The sequence below is a fragment of the Spirosoma pulveris genome (genome assembly GCF_054781875.1).
Window position 1 is genome coordinate 41,622 of the sequence record NZ_BAAGTO010000006.1, and the last position, 17,243, is coordinate 58,864.

Consider the following 17,243-nt stretch of genomic DNA (forward strand, 5'->3'; position numbering starts at 1 on the left):
AACCCTGAAAAAAAAATTGGTGAAAATACTTAAAATAACAGAGGGTGCATATTCGTAGAAAAACACAAAATAAAATTTATTAAAATATATGTTCGCTATTGTTAGTCAATAATATAAAGGATATTCAATATAAGCATAATCCTGTTTATTTTATAATTTTTAACATTATTTATGACTCAATATTAACGTCGCCTGAGCCAATATTGATTACTCAGATTTGTATTTCCGTATTAACATGATGTAATTCGCAGATTGATTAAGGATTAGTTCTATAATTTCTAGTCAAGTTGATAGAAATGGGATGACAAATGCATTTAATGTTCCCGAGTTTATACTACTAACTAAACAGTGTTTATAGAATAGGCTTCTCCTGAATCAGGAATCACAATCCATTCATTTTTTCAAAAAACCTATGATGAACAACTCCTACAAAATGAACCGCTTCGGTGGCAACGTAGGTCAGGTTGGTGAACACCAACCCCAGTCAGTCAAACGGAAGGCGTTGGTTAGCTTTCTGTCGATGCTGGTAATGGTACTGCTGTTGAGCAACTCGGCAGCATGGGCACAGGGCCGTACCATAACGGGTAAAGTGACTGATCCGGCAGGCGCATCGCTGCCAGGTGTAAGCGTACAGCTCAAAGGCACGCAGCGCGGTACCAACACCGATGCTGACGGAAAGTATTCGCTGGCTAACGTGCCAGACAACGCAACGATTGTGTTGAGCTTCATTGGGTATACTTCGCAGGAAGTAGTTGTTGGCAACCGCTCGACGGTTGATGTGAAATTATCGGACGATACCAAAGCACTCGACGAAGTTGTTGTGGTTGGGTATGGTACGGCTAAACGGAAAGACCTGACTGGTTCTGTGGTGCAGGTATCAGCAAAAGATTTTAACGCAGGTGTTAACCCTAACCCACTGCAAGCCATTCAGGGTAAAGTAGCGGGTCTGGTTATTACGGCTCCTTCGGGCGACCCCAACCAGCAGCCAACCGTTCGTTTGCGTGGGTATACCTCGCTGGCGGGTGGTTCGGACCCACTATATGTAGTTGATGGTATGATTGGTGTACCTATCAACACCATCTCTCCTTCCGACATCGAGTCAATGGACGTACTGAAAGACGCTTCAGCAGCCGCTATTTATGGCTCACGGGCGGCTAACGGCGTTATCCTCATCACCACCAAGCGTGGTAAGTCGGGTCGGACAACGGTTGCCTTCAATAACTACGTGGGTGTATCGACCATTTCCCGCCGGTATGAAATGCTGGACGCGCAAGGGTATCGGGATGCCGTTTCTCAAATCAAAGGCGCTGCGTCCCTGAATGATAAACAGCGTTTTCCGGATGGAAACTACAATACCGACTGGACAAAAGAAGTTACGCAGCTTGGTACCGTCAACAACCACGATCTGTCGATTGCAGGTGGTTCGCCAACGTTCAGCTACCGGGGGTCGCTCAACTACATCAACCAGAACGGTATCATCAAGAAAACGGGTCTGGATCGTTTAACGGGTCGTATCAACCTCGACCAGAAGGCATTCGACAACCGCCTGAACGTTCAGTACAACCTGTCGTACTCAGAAACCAATAAGAAGTATGACAGTGGTATCATCGGTCGTGCCGTTACGTTCCTGCCAACCTTGCCTGTACGCAACGCCAATGGTTCCTATTATGAAGTAGGTGGTAGCTTTGACCTCTTCAACCCGGTGGCTATGCTGGAAAATGTCATCAACAACGGCGTACAGCGTTACCTACAGGGTGGTATGAACCTCCGTTACGAGATTCTGGACGGCTTGACGGTGGGCGTTAACGGTCAGATACAGCGGGATAATACCGTCAATAACTTCTACACCAACCCCGCCATTAAAGCGTATGCCGCCAATAATGGCCGGGCTAGCCGGAACTTCTACGAGTCGAATACGAAATTGCTGGAATTAACGGCTAACTACACCAAAGGGTTTGGCAATCAGAACAGCAACTACTCATTGTTGGGAGGCTATTCGTATCAGAACTTCGACAACGATGGTTTTGGTGCCGCTAACTCGGGTTTCGTGACCAGTGATATCAACTATAGCAACCTGGGCCTAGGTTCGGGTACGCTGGTGAACCCCGGTAACAACTATGCTACGTCTTACCGCAACAACTCGAAGCTGATCTCCTTCTTCGGACGGGCTGCGTTGAATCTGAACGATAAATACAACGTAACCGCTACGATTCGCCGGGATGGTAGTTCTAAATTCGGTTCCAATAACAAGTGGGGGGTATTCCCATCGGTGGGCGCAGGCTGGACCATCACCAACGAGTCGTTCTTCCCAAAGGGCAACACACTTAACTTCCTGAAACTGCGTGCCGGTTGGGGACAAACGGGTAACTCGGAAGGTATCGCGGCCTACAACTCCATTCAGTTGTATGGCCAGAAAGGTACCTACTACGACGGTACGCTGGGCGACTTCCTGCCAGGCTATGGTATCACCCAGAATGCTAACCCGAACCTGAAGTGGGAAGTACTGACCACCTCGAACATCGGTCTGGACTTCCAGTTGCTGGGTGGCCGGTTCTCGGGTACGGTTGAATACTACAACAAGCTGACCAAAGACATGCTGTACCCCTACTCGGTACCGGCAGATGGTGTTACCTATTTTACCAACACCATCCTGGCCAACGTAGGCTCGATGCGTAACAGCGGATTTGAATTGTCTTTCGGCGGTGATGTTATCCAGAAGGGTAATTTCTCCTGGAATTCACGGGTTGTAGGTGCCTATAACAAAAACACAATCGTTTCGCTGTCGAATGATCAGTTCAGCAATGGACAGGTTCGTTTCAATGCGTTCAACGGTCGTGGTCTGTCCGACGTGTTTGCATCTTACCTGACACCCGGTCAGTCGCTGGGCGAGTTCAACAACGTGCCTACCTTCACGGGTGCTTACTCGGCTGATGGCCAGCCCCTGCTGAAAGCTGCCTCGGGCGATACACCGGTAACGGACGTGTCGAAAGCCGATGCCGCTGCGGCTGTTGCTGCCGGAAACCCACTCAAGCAGGGTAACCCGCAGCCGTTCCTGAACGCTTCGTTTATCAACACCTTCCGTTACAAAGGATTCGACGTGTACTTCCAGTTGCGCGGTACGTTCGGGAATACGATCCTGAACGCCATCCGGTCCAACCTGCTCATTCCGGGTTCGATTCTGGAAACCAACATGCTGAAAGGCGTAACGGACTATCCTAAAAACTACGGCGTAAACGTATTGTCGACCAACTGGCTGGAAAGCGGTTCATTTGTTCGTTTCGATAACTGGCAGATCGGCTATAACATTCCTCTGCCAGCCAGCAAGTACATCACGAACGCCCGGATTTATGCCGGTGGTAACAACCTGTTCATCATCACCAAATACAAAGGCATCGATCCTGAACTACAGGTTAAAGCTGACTTGCAGAATAACGGTCAGCTTCAGCAGGCGCCTAACTCAGTTGGTATGGATGGGGGTGGTTATGGTAACGTTGTTTACCCAAAAACACGCACGTTCCAGTTAGGCGTTAACCTGACTTTCTAAATCAATCCGTTAATAGACTGGCTGTTAGGCAAAAGAAATGGCCAGTCTATTAAATCTGTTTGCGTAGACTCATCGTTAGTACCTATTCGTATACTGACGCTGTAACTAGTTAACTATCAAAAACTTATATGAAACAAATAAATATAAAATTGCTTCTGGGCTGCTCGGCGCTGATGCTCGCAGGCCAGTCCTGTACGGATTTGACCGAGACAACCTACGACGTTATTCCAACCAGCAGCACCTTCGGTAGCACACCTGCGCAGGCGGCTGCGCTGATCGGTCCGCTGTACAATGGACTGGGTGATTATTACGGAAACATGTCCAACCTGAACACAACCACGGACGAGCAGATCGTGCCAACCCGCGGTGGTGACTGGAAAGATGGTGATAACTGGAAACGCCTGTACCAGCACACCTGGGATCCCATTACCGACAACGGTCAGTTCAACGGCCCCTGGAATTGGTGTTACAACAACATCACCAGTATCAACCAGCAGTTAGGTACCGTTACGGATGCCAACACCAAAGCTGAGTTGCGGGCTCTGCGGGCATTTTTCCATTATCAGGCCATGGACCTGTTTGGTAACGTCATTATTTCTGACGCCGTTGGCGCTGCTACACCGAAGCAAAGCGCACGGGCCGATGTATTCGCCTGGGTCGAAAAAGAACTGCTGGCGGTCTACCCAACCCTGAGCGATGTATCGGGTGGTTCGTATTATGGCCGGATGAACAAGTACGTAGTCGATATGATTCTGGCTAAAATGTACCTGAATGCACAGGTGTACACGGGTACCCCCCGTTGGGCCGATGCCATCACGCGCTGCACGAACATTATTTCGTCGGGTAAATTCCAGATTTCCGGAGACTATCTCAGTAACTTCTCTACCCAGAATCAGAACTCTCAGGAAACGATTCTGGCCACTCCTTTTGATAAATCAAAACGGGGCGGGATGAACGTGCAGATGAAAACGCTTCACTACCTGAACCAGTTGACCTACAACATCGGTACCGCTCCCTGGAACGGCTGGGCAACGGTAACGGAGTTCTACAACTCGTTCGATGATAAGGATGTTCGGAAGAAGCAGTGGATCGTTGGTCAGCAATTTGATGCTGCCGGTAAACCTCTGAAAGATGACGCCCTGGACATGGTATTCCGTCCCGAAATCGAGTCGTTCACGTTCGATGCCGGTGCCAATGGTCGTTTGGCCGGTGCTCGCAGCCAGAAATACGAAATCCAGAAGAACAACTCATTTACCGATCAGGACAACGATTTCGTCGTATACCGCTTAGCTGATGTGTACATGATGCGTGGTGAAGCGAACTTCCGTTTAGGCAATGTGGGCGCTGCGTTACCCGATTTCAATATTGTTCGTAAGCGGGCCGGTATGCCGGATTATACCAGCGCTACCCTGACACTGGACGAAATTCTGGCTGAGCGTGGTCGTGAACTGGCGTGGGAGCAACACCGCCGTCAGGATCTGATCCGTTTCGGACAGTTCACCAAGGCATGGCGCTTCAAACCTGCTTCGCAGGCGTTCCGTCAACTGTTCCCGATTCCAAAGGACCAGCTGTCGCTGAACCCGAACCTGAAGCAGAATCCTGGTTACTAATTGTCCTTATGAGGAATGAAAACGAGCAGGCTCATCTGGGTCTGCTCGTTTTCATTTCTGACTGATTAAAAGCCTATTAATCATATCTATGCCGTGTAAGAACTTCTCCAATTAGTTATCTTTGTAGTCGCGATTTCCTGAACGATAACTTGTCTTAACGATAACTTCCTTATACTTCACTTACCTGTGCTAATGCGCATCAGTTTACTAGTACTGGCAACAGGCCTGCTTGTCGGTTGCCGCTCTGAACAGCAACAACCGGCAGACCCCCTGTTCCGAAAATTACCCGCCGAAGAAACTCACGTTAATTTCAGCAATACCATTACCGACGACAAAGACTTTAACGTCTTTAACTATCGAAATTTTTATAATGGCGGAGGGGTCGCAATCGGCGATGTGAACAACGACGGATTGTCGGACGTGCTCCTGATCGCCAATATGGGCGATAATAAACTGTACCTGAACCGGACAACGACCAACAAAGCGGGTGCAGAACAAACCGGAATCCAGTTCGAAGACGTTACCGCCAAAGCCGGTGTGGCTGGAAAACGGGCCTGGAGCACCGGGGCCACCTTTGCCGATGTAAACGGCGACGGTCGGTTGGATATTTACATCTGTAATGCCGGTAACCGCGATGGCGACGACCGGGCCAATGAACTCTTCATCAACAATGGTAACGACGCCAGCGGTATCCCCACCTTTACCGAGCGGGCCGCCGAATATGGTCTCGACGACCGGGGCTATTCGACCCATGCCGCCTTCTTCGACTACGACCGCGATGGCGATCTGGACATGTACCTGCTCAATAACAGCTTCATGCCCGTTGGGAAACTGCAATACGCCAATTTACGCTCGCAACGCGATTCGCTGGGGGGACATAAGTTATTTGAAAATAGGAGTGAGGAGCGAGGAGCGAGAGGTGAGGAGCCATCCGGCGGTGGTAAGAAGAAAAGGAGTCAGCAGTCCGAAAAGGGAGCCAAGACATTGTTTGTGGATGTGTCGGAGGAGGCTGGGATTTACGGGAGTTTGATTGGTTTTGGGCTGGGCATTACCATTGGCGATGTCAACAATGATAACTGGCTGGATATTTACATTTCCAACGATTTCTACGAACGCGATTACCTCTATATCAATAACCACGACGGCACATTCCGCGAGTCGATCAAAGAGTCGATGCCGCATACAAGTCTGTCGTCGATGGGTGCCGATGTGGCCGATGTGAATAACGACGGTCGACTCGATATTTTCATTACCGATATGCTGCCCGGCAACGATCGGCGGCTGAAGCGTACATCCAGCTACGAAAGCCACGACCTGGAGCAGATTAAAGTGGGCCGGGATTTTCATTACCAGTTCATGCAGAACATGCTGCACCTGAATCAGGGTAATCAGCCGGGAAATGGCGGCCTGCCCGTTTTCAGCGACATTGCCCGCTTTGCCGGGGTTCAGGCCACCGACTGGAGCTGGGGTGCTCTGCTGTTCGACATGGACAACGACGGTCAGAAAGACATATTCGTGGCCAACGGTATTGCCAAAGACGTTACCGATCAGGACTTCGTTAACTTCCTCGCCGACCGTGAGAATATGGAGCAGATTGCCCGGCAGCGGGCATTTAACTTCAAAGAGTTTCTGGACAAAGCGCCGTCGGAAGGGGTGCCGAACTACGCCTTCCGCAACGAAGGAAATTTACAGTTTACCAACAAAGCGTTCGACTGGGGGCTGTCGGAGCCCGATTTCTCCAACGGAGCCGCGTACGGCGATCTGGATAATGATGGCGATCTGGATTTGATTGTCAACAACATGAATGCGCCGGTGGCCATTTACCAGAACCAATCCGTCGAGAAGAACAATACCAACTTTCTGAAAATAAAGCTCGAAGGCACTGGTATGAACCGCAATGCCATTGGGGCTCGTGTGTTTTTATACCAGCCCGGCCAGACGCAGTTGCTTCAGCAAATGCCGAACCGGGGCTTTGAATCATCGGTCGACCTGAACCTGCTCTTTGGATTAGGCACCAGCCCTAAAATTGATTCGCTGGTTGTCATCTGGCCGGACGATAAAATGCAGACGTTGCAAAAGCCGAAAGCCAACCACCTGCTCACACTTCGGCAGCAGGATGCCGTACAGCGCTGGAAACCCACTATCGATAGTCAGTCGCCCTCTTTTCAGGACAATACAGCCGCTTCGGGGCTAACCTACCTGCATCAGGAAAGTGCTTTTGTCGACTACAACCGGGATGCCTTACTCAAGCAGCAGCTATCGACCCAGGGTCCGGCGCTGGCAACTGGCGACGTGAACGGCGACGGGCTGGATGATGTGTTTTTTGGCAGTGCCAGCGGGCACTCAGCCCACCTGTTCGTGCAGCAACCTGCCGGTCGATTTGTCGACAAAACACCGGCTGCCGTGCGGCAGGATACAGCCTACGAAGCCGTCGACGCCGTCCTGTTCGATGCCGATGGCGACAAAGACCTCGATCTGTACGTCGTGTCGGGAAGCAACGAATTTGGCGAAGAAACCGACGAACTGCTGGATCGTTTTTACCTCAACGATGGCAAAGGCAACTTCGTCCGCTCAGAAACGGCATTGCCCAACCTGAAAGCCAATGGCTCCTGCGTAGCGGCCGCCGATTTCGACCGCGACGGGGACATCGATCTGTTCGTCGGCTCCCGAATGATTCCGGGCCAGTACGGTCGCGATCCGGCCAGTTACCTGCTGTCCAATGATGGTACCGGCAATTTCAAAAACTACACCAAACGATCGCTGGCCGACGTGGAGCAACTGGGCATGGTAACCGATGCTACCTGGGCCGACCTTAACGGAGATTCATATCCCGAGCTGGTGGTGGTAAGCGATTGGGGCCCCGTGCGTGTATTTGAAAATAAGCGCGGCAAACTGAACCAGAACCCAGAATTTGCCATTAAAAACGCCCAGGGCGACGTTCTGAAAACGAATGGCTGGTGGAACTGCATCACCGCCGGTGACGCCGATGGCGATGGCGATCTGGATCTGGTGATTGGCAACCTGGGCACAAATTCCCGCATCAAAGCCAGTCAGACAATCCCCGCCGAACTGTACACCGGCGACTTCGATCACAACGGCACCGTCGAGCAGATCATTAACTGTGCCGACGAAACGGGCGAACTGTATCCGATGGTACTGAAGCAGGAACTGCAAAAAGCCATGCCGACGATCAAGAAGAAATACGTCAAATATATCGATTACGCGGGCAAGAAAATCACCGATGTGCTGGACGAAGATCAATTGAAGCAGGCGGTTGTGAAACAGTCGTTTATGGGAACAACGGTTATCTTGCTGAACGACGGCAAAGGGAACCTGATGCTGCAGCCTTTACCGGCCGAAGCTCAGTTCTCGCCCGTGTGTGGGGCTCTTTTCACGGATTACGACCACGACGGGCGTACCGATTTGCTGCTGACCGGTAATTTTCTGGATGTACTCCCCGAAATCGGACGCTACGACGCGAGTTACGGCGTTACCCTTCATAACAGGGGAAAAGCGGCCAACGGCACGATCCGGTACGAATTCGTCAACCCATCGGTATCCGGCTTCTTCGTCCGCGGACAGGTTCGGCACATGGCTCAATTAAAGCAGGGCCAGCTCATTCTGGCTAAAAATAACGACAAGGCACAAGTGTTTTTTTTTAAGTAGTTAGGAGTGGGAAGCCATCCGGTTTACTTCGCTCATCGCGCTAGTTGCTCTTCTAATTATTGATAAATGAATATAAAAGGGGTTAGCAGCAAGGAGCCATCTGGCGGCATAACATGCCGGTTAGCCCTCCTCGCTCCTCGCTCCTCACTCCTAATACTATGAACCGCATTTTTCTTTTTGCCTGCGCACTGGCGTTGGCGGGCTGTAACTCCTTCAAATCGGAAAAACCCCTCTTCGAATCGCTTGATTCAACCAAGACGGGCGTTGGCTTTGTGAACAAACTGGTGCCCACCGAAAAACTGAATATTCTGGATTACCTGTATTTCTACAATGGCGGGGGCGTTTCGGCGGGCGATATCAACAACGATGGCCTCACCGATCTGTACTTCGTATCCAATCAGGGGAAGAACAAGCTGTACCTGAATAAAGGAAATTTCAAGTTTGAAGACATAACCGCCAAAGCGGGTGTCGAAGGGTTTGCTGACTGGCAAACGGGCTCCACAATGGCCGATGTAAACGGCGATGGTCTGCTCGATATTTACGTTTGCGCCGTGGGTAACTTCCGGGGGCAGGAAGGCTCCAACGAGTTGTATATTAATAACGGCGACAATACTTTTACCGAAAAAGCCGCCGATTACGGGCTTGATTTCACGGGTTTTTCAACCCAGGCTGCTTTTTTCGATTACGACCACGACGGCGATCTGGATTGTTACCTGCTTAATCACGCCATTCACACCTCCCGCAGCTACGACCGTGTGTCGGCCCGGAATTTACGCAACAACGAATCGGGCGATTACCTGTACGAAAACCAGACGGTTACCAAAGCCGGGAAAGCGCCCGTCGGAAAAATTTCCCGGTTTCAGAACGTAAGTGAGCGGGCGGGTATTTTCGGGGCGGCCATGGGCTACGGACTCGGCATCTCGGTCGCCGATCTGAACAACGATGGCTGGGAAGATATTTACGTCTCCAACGATTTTCACGAAGACGATTACTATTACGTCAATAACCACGACGGGACCTTTACCGAGAGTGTAAAAAAGGCCTTTCAGCACACCAGCCGCTTCTCGATGGGGAACGACATTGGGGATGTGAACAACGACGGTTTTGCCGATGTCGTTACGCTCGACATGTATCCCGAAGATGAAACGGTCGAGAAATCGTCGCTGGGCGAAGACCCGCTGGATATTTACACCTACAAACTGGCGTACGGTTACATGAACCAGTACAGCCGGAACTGCCTTCAGCTGAGTCTTTCGGGGAAGAAATTCATGGACATCGGGGCCATGTCGGGGGTAGCCGCCACCGACTGGAGCTGGTCGCCGTTGCTGGCCGACTACGACAACGATGGCATTAAAGACCTGTTCATTACGAACGGCATTGTTCGTCGGCCAAATAACCTTGAATATGTGAAATTTGCGGCAGATGACTCCCTGCGCTATGCCATGGAAACATCGAAATCGCTCGATGAGCGGGCCACCAAACTTATGCCCGAGGGCAAAGTACACAACTATCTGTACCGGGGAACCCCCTCGCTGCGGTTCGAGGATAAATCATCGGCCTGGGGTTTTGAGCTGCCCAATTACTCGAACGGTTCCGCCTATGCCGACCTCGATAACGACGGCGATCTGGACCTCATTACCAACAACATCAACGATCCGGCCAGTTTGTACCGCAATGAGGCCACAACTTTGTTTCCGGACAATACCCACTTATCCATTAAGCTAAAAGGCGATTCGCCCAACAACTTTGGAGTGGGGGCGAAGGTAATTCTGAGGTACGGCAAAGACAGTTTGATGATGCAGCAACTGATGCCAACGCGGGGCTTCGAGTCGTCGGTGGCGCCGGAGTTGTTGTTTGGCTTGGGCAAGCGGGCCAGCATTGATTCGCTGATCGTTATCTGGCCGAATCAGCAGATGGAAGTGCGTACCAACGTCAAAACCAATCAGTCGATAACTCTGAAACAGGCAGATGCCCGGCTCAATGGCGCCGGATTCGTTTATACCAATCCGCCTATTCAGCCCCTGTTTGCGGATGTATCGACCACCGACTCGATCCCGTATCAACACAAGGAGAATAAAGAGTATTTCGATTTTGTGCGGGAGTCGCTGATGCCCTTCAAAGTGTCGACCGAGGGGCCGCACCTGGCCGTTGGTGACGTAAACGGCGACGGGCTCGACGATCTGTATGCCGGTGGCGCCAAGTGGCAGGCCGGGAGCTTACTCGTGCAGCAAGCGAACGGAACGTTTACCCCATCGGTACAACCGGCTTTTAAGAAAGACTCGACTTATGAAGATGTTGATGCTGTTTTCTTCGATGCCGACGGCGACAAAGACCTGGATTTGTACGTCGTGTCGGGAGGTAACGAGTTCTACAACAAGATGCCGGAGCAGTTCGACCGGCTCTACCTGAACGATGGCAAAGGGAGCTTTACCCGTTCGCCCAATGCACTGCCCGCCATGTACGACAACAAAAGCTGCGTTCGGCCTTTCGACGTGGACAACGACGGCGACCTGGACTTGTTTGTGGGTGGACGCGTGGTGGGTTTTGGTTACGGCAAATCACCTAATTCGTATCTGCTGATCAACAACGGCAAAGGCACATTTACCGACCAGATCAACAAATTGGCACCGGGACTCCGAAATGTCGGCATGGTTACCGACGCCGTCTGGGCCGATTATGACGGCGACAAAGACCAGGACCTCATCGTAGCGGGCGACTGGATGCCGATCCGCATTTTCGCTAACGAGAAAGGGAAATTCTCGGAGATGAAATCCATTGCCCAAACTCCGCTCAATGGGTTCTACCAGCGCGTCATTGCGGCCGATTTTGACCGGGACGGCGATATTGATCTCGTAGCCGGAAACATCGGCACCAACACCAAGTTCCGCAAAACGCCCGATTCGCAGTTGCGGATGCTGGTGAAGGACGTGGACAATAACCAGAGCGTGGAGCAGATCATCGCCTACAATCGCGGGGATGACTGGTATCCGCTCGCCTTCAAAGACGAACTGGGCAAACAAATGCCAAGCATCATCAACAAACGATTTACTGACTATGTCTCCTTCGCCGGGAAGCCGCTGGAAGATGTGTTGAAAGACGATGAGCTGAAAGGGGCCGAAGAGTTTACGGTCAATCAGTTCGCATCCATCTATCTGGAGAACAAAGGCGGTAAGGACGGAGGGGCACAGTTTGTCGTGCATGAACTGCCCATGATGGCACAAGTGTCGAAGTTGTTTGCGCTACAGGCCATCGACATCGATCGGGATGGTGATCTGGACATACTGGGCGGTGGAAACTTCTACGGCGTCAGTACCTACCAGGGGCGATACGACGCCGGTTACGGGCTGGTGCTGCGGAATGATGGCAAAGGAAACTTTGCTGCGCTGTCGCCCGTTGATTCCGGTTTCCTGCTCAACGGTGAAATCCGGGATATTCGTCCGGTGCGTTCGGGGCAGAGCGTTCGAATCCTTGTTACGCGGAATGATGCTGGAATGCAGGTATTCAAACCGCTGTAGTAGACTCTCTAGTAAGCAGTAACTAATAACGTTATAACCAGTAAAAGTCGGTAGAGACGCCTGTGATGATGCGTCTCTACCGACTTATTTTTTGTCAAATAAGCAAGGATAACAGTCTATTGATTAAAATATAATTAACGTAATATTAGTTTGTATTTATTGATAAAATTGGAATATAATATTACTTAACTCATTAATTGCAGTTGGTTGTTGCGTAGTTTTATAGAATAGTTATAGTAGTTCTATTGGCTTTCTATGTAACGCAGCAACTTATGAAACACGTTTTAGCAGATGAATTAAGGCGCTACTTCGGCCTGATAGCGGCCTTTTGGTTACTCGCCACGCTCTCGGGTTGGGCGCAGAGTCCGGGCCGCACGATTACCGGGAAAATTCTATCGAAAACCGATGGGAAAGGCCTTCCCGGTGCCAATGTTCTGGTAAAAGGATCGTCGGTTGGGGCGGTAACGGATGCGGAGGGTAGCTTTTCAATCAACGCACAACCCAATGCCACCCTGGCTGTTTCCTACATTGGTTTTGTGGCTCAGGAAATAGCAATCGGTAACCAGACCGAAGTGGTGATTTCGCTGGCTGAAGATGCGTCGCAACTGAGCGAAGTGGTCGTGACGGCACTCGGCATTTCGCGGGATAAAAAAGCGCTCGGGTATAGTCTTCAGGAGTTGAAGGGAAACGAACTCACGCAGGCGCGTCCAACGAATCTGGTCAATGCGCTATCCGGAAAAATTGCGGGTATTCAGGTTACCGCTACGAATGGGCTGCCCGGCGCATCGTCGCGAATTCTGATTCGCGGGGCCAACTCCATTGGCGGCAACAACCAGCCGCTGTTTGTGGTCGACGGGATTCCGATTGATAATGGCAGCTACAACGTAACACCGGGCAGCACGGGCGGAAACGTCAATAACGTAACAACGGATTATGGAAACGGCGCATCGTCCATCAACCCCGATGATATTGACAATATTTCGGTGTTGAAAGGGGCCAATGCCGCTGCGCTCTACGGTTCGCGGGCGGCCAACGGGGTTATTCTGATTACCACCAAACGAGGATCGGCCAGTAAAAACGTGGGCGTAACGGTCAACACCAACACGACCTTCGAGAACCCGCTGCGGCTGCCCGATTTCCAGAACGAATACGGGCAGGGCCTGAAAGGCCAGTTTTCGTACGTCGATGGCATGGGCGGGGGCGTTAATGACGGCGTCGATGAAAGCTGGGGGCCAAAACTGGACGGTCGGCTGATTCCGCAATACAACTCACCCATTGGGGCCGATGGCAAACGTACGGCCACACCCTGGATTGCCCGGCCCGATAATGTCAAGAACTTTTACGATACAGGCGTTACCACAACGAACAGCATTGCGCTGACCGGCGGCAACGAGAAAGGCGATTTTCGACTGGGTTATACCAATCTCTACCAGAAAGGGATGCTGCCCAATACGAACTATAAACGGCAGAATCTATCATTCAATGCCGGCTGGAATTTTACACCGAAATTCACCGTCCGTACCAGCATCAACTACGTGAAAGACGGCTCCGATAACCGGCAGAACCTGAACCTCTACTGGATCTGGTTCGGTCGTCAGGTCGATCTGGAAGACCTTAAGGCCAATCCGGTCCAGCCCGACACCGACCCGAGCCAGTGGCCCGTACAGCGGAACTGGAACCTGAACTACTGGAACAATCCGGCCTATGCGCTGAAGTACCTGAAATACGCCAACGATAAAGATCGCCTGATTGGCAACATCACCGCTACCTACAAACTGACCGACTGGCTGACGCTGACGGGCCGTACCGGAACCGATTTCTCGAATGACCGGCGCACCACCAAACAGGCCAAAAACGTTGGCGTACCTAACGGCAGCTATGCCGAAGACATCGTTTATGTCAGTGAAACCAACAGCGACTTCCTGCTGACCGCCGACAAACGGTTCAACGAGTTTCACATCGTCGCTTCGGTGGGCGGCAACACGCGCCGGAACTACACCCAGCGCGATTACATGTACGCGTCGGAGTTGACGATTCCCAACCTGTACAACATCGGCAATGCAAAATCGCGCCCGACGGTCTACAACCGAATTACGGACAAGCGGGTGAACAGCTTGTATGGGTCGGCGTCGCTGTCGTTCCGGGACTACCTGTTTGTCGACCTCACGGCCCGCAATGACTGGTCGAGCACCCTGCCCGCCGGTAACCGGAGCTATTTTTACCCGTCTGTATCGGCCAGCGCCATTGTAACGGATATGCTGGGACTCTCTTCCAACGTGTTGACCTACGCCAAGCTGCGGGGCGGCTTTGCGCAGGTGGGTAACGACACCGATCCGTATAACCTGACGCAGGTATATTCGAGCGAAACGGCCTGGGGGAATACCACGACCTTCTCGGAAAATAACCTGATCTATAACAAGAACCTGAAGCCGGAACTGACAACGGCCATTGAGTTTGGCGTTGAGACCCGGCTGTTCCGAAACGCGCTGAACTTCGAGTTTACGTATTATGACAAAAACACAAAAAACCAGATTTTACAGGCTAACGTAGCACAAAGTTCGGGCTATTATAACTCGGTTATCAACGCCGGTCAGATTCGGAACAGCGGCTTCGAGATCGAGTTGTCCGGGGCACCGGTCAAGAATGCGGGCGGCTTCCGCTGGGACGTGGGGATAAACTTCGCCCGGAACCGCTCGGAAGTGGTTGATTTGGGTGGCCTGTCGACCTACCAGATCAATACCGGATCGCTACTGCGCAACGTGATTCTGGAAGCCCGGCCGGGCGATCCTTACGGTAATTTCTACGGTACGTATTACCGGCGCGACCCGAGCGGCAACCTGATCTTCAACAGCCAGGGGTACCCCATCATGGCATCGGACCGGAAAGTGGTTGGAAACATCATGCCGAAATGGACGGGTGGTTTTCAGAACACATTCTCCTACAAATGGGTGTCGCTCAGTTCGCTGATCGATGTACGCTACGGCGGTAATGTGTTCTCGCAGGGCATCAACATTGGCCGGTATACGGGTGTGCTGGCCGAAACGCTGCCCGGTCGCGAGGGCAATATCGTTGGGAAAGGCGTTGTTGAAACGGCGAACGCTGATGGCAGCTTCTCGTATGCGCCCAACACAACGGCGGTGGCATCGGCGGATGATTACTACCACAATTTTTACAACCGCAACGTCAACGAGAATTACATTTTCGATGCGAGTTATGTAAAACTGCGCGAGGTACGATTAGGGTTTGCCCTTCCGCAGCGGTGGCTGGGCAAGACGCCCTTCCGCAGTGCAACGTTTGCTTTGGTAGGACGGAATCTGGCGCTGCTCTATAAAAATATTCCGCACATCGACCCCGAAACCAGCTACTATGGCGATGGTAACGTACAGGGCTTCGAAAACGGCAATACGCCATCGGCTCGCAGCATGGGCTTCAACCTCAACTTCGGACTTTAATATGAAAAAGATATTTCTTCTCTCTTTTACGCTTTCGCTGCTGACGTTGAGCGGCTGCGAAAACAAGTTCAACGAAACCAACGTCAACCCAAATGACCCGACCAGCGTACCGGCCGAACGGCTGATGCCCCACGGGATCTATTCGGCGGTGAGCAACATCATCGGTCCATCGAGTACGGTTTCGCTGGGGCTGGACGCGGGTAACGGCTGGGCGCAGCACACGGCCCGGATTCAGTACACCGAAATCGACCAGTTTAGCTATACCAGCGATTTACAGGATTTACCCTGGCGTTACCTGTATAACGAAGCCCTGGCCGATTTTCAGAAGATCTATGAGCTGGGCAAAACGGCCAACAACGAAAATCTTCAGGCGATAGGGCTGATCATGCGCGCCTGGGTATTCGGCAACCTGACGGATGTGTACGGCGATATTCCCTACTCCGAAGCGCTCAAAGGCACCACCAGCGGCATTGTTGCCCCAAAATTCGATGCTCAGAAAGATGTGTATATCGGATTGGTAAACGACCTGAAAACCGCCAGTGACCTGATCAGCACCAAAACGGTCGATAAAGACGCCGACATTCTATTCGCGGGCGATATGACCAAATGGAAAAAGCTGGCCAATTCGCTAAGTCTGCGGTTGCTGAACCGAATGGTGGGTAAAACGGGTCTGTCCATTGACCCAAAAGCCGAAATGACACGCATTCTGAGCGACCCGACAAAATACCCCGTTATGACCTCGAATACAGATGTCGCGCAACTGGTATACCTGTCTCGTCCGAACAACAACCCCACCAACGAGAACCGGCGCACCCGCGATGATCATCGGATAAGTGCCACCCTGGTTGACAAACTCGTTGCGTTGGGCGATCCGCGTTTGGGCGTTTACGCTAACAAAGCGGTGGCTACGGGCCTGTACAAAGGCGTTCCCAACGGACTCCCCAACTCCGATGCCGGGGCGCTGGGCTTCACCAGTACGTCAAAAATCGGTGATTTCTTTGTGCAGGAAACCACACCGGGCGTGATCATGAGCTATGCCGAGCTGAACTTCATCAAGGCCGAAGCTGCTCTGAAGGGTGTAACGGCCGCCGGTGATGCTGCCAAAGCTTACGAAGAGGGCATCAAAGCGTCCATGGCGTATTACAAGCTGACACTTCCCGCCGATTACCTCACCAAAAATGCGCTTAAAGCCGGTGATGCGGGGCTAACACAGGTGCTGGAACAGAAATGGATTGCGCTGTTCGGGCAGGGCGTTGAAGCATGGACGGAATACCGGCGAACGGGCGTTCCGGCGCTGGTAGTACCTAAAGTCAACTACAACGGGGGCGTAATTCCCACCCGACTGCCTTACCCATCGTCGGAAGAAAACCTCAATAACGCCAATTTTAAAGCCGCCCTCACCGCTATGGGTGGGGCCAACACTATGCAAACCAAACTCTGGTGGGCCAAGTAGACC

At 51.8% G+C, this 17,243-nt stretch carries 6 protein-coding genes; all 6 read left to right on the forward strand.

What is annotated here, in order from left to right:
• The first annotated feature begins 412 nt into the window (after positions 1-412).
• The 6 genes from ACYVJM_RS19950 to ACYVJM_RS19975 all read left to right on the forward strand — a co-directional run bounded on the left by ACYVJM_RS19950 (position 413) and on the right by ACYVJM_RS19975 (position 17,240).
• Positions 413-3,544 carry a SusC/RagA family TonB-linked outer membrane protein gene (locus tag ACYVJM_RS19950; protein WP_461149993.1) on the forward strand — a complete coding sequence of 1,044 codons (3,132 nt, stop codon included), beginning with the start codon at positions 413-415 and terminating at the stop codon, positions 3,542-3,544.
• A gap of 128 nt (positions 3,545-3,672) precedes the next feature.
• The gene (locus ACYVJM_RS19955) at positions 3,673-5,154 is read left to right on the forward strand and encodes a RagB/SusD family nutrient uptake outer membrane protein (RefSeq protein ID WP_461149994.1); all 1,482 of its coding nucleotides are present in this window, start codon (positions 3,673-3,675) and stop codon (positions 5,152-5,154) included.
• Between the two features lie 192 nt (positions 5,155-5,346).
• A complete protein-coding gene (locus ACYVJM_RS19960; RefSeq protein WP_461149995.1) occupies positions 5,347-8,820 on the forward strand; it encodes a VCBS repeat-containing protein in 3,474 nt (1,157 codons plus the stop codon).
• Positions 8,821-8,978: 158 nt separating this feature from the next.
• Positions 8,979-12,335: a VCBS repeat-containing protein gene (locus ACYVJM_RS19965; RefSeq protein ID WP_461149996.1), complete on the forward strand. Its 3,357-nt coding sequence runs from the start codon at positions 8,979-8,981 to the stop codon at positions 12,333-12,335.
• A 272-nt stretch (positions 12,336-12,607) separates the two neighbouring features.
• On the forward strand, positions 12,608-15,787 hold the full coding sequence (locus tag ACYVJM_RS19970; protein WP_461149997.1) for a SusC/RagA family TonB-linked outer membrane protein: 3,180 nt from the start codon (positions 12,608-12,610) through the stop codon (positions 15,785-15,787).
• 1 nt (position 15,788) lies between these two features.
• Positions 15,789-17,240, forward strand: a complete 1,452-nt coding sequence (locus ACYVJM_RS19975) for a SusD/RagB family nutrient-binding outer membrane lipoprotein (RefSeq protein WP_461149998.1) — start codon at positions 15,789-15,791, stop codon at positions 17,238-17,240.
• Positions 17,241-17,243 lie beyond the last annotated feature (3 nt).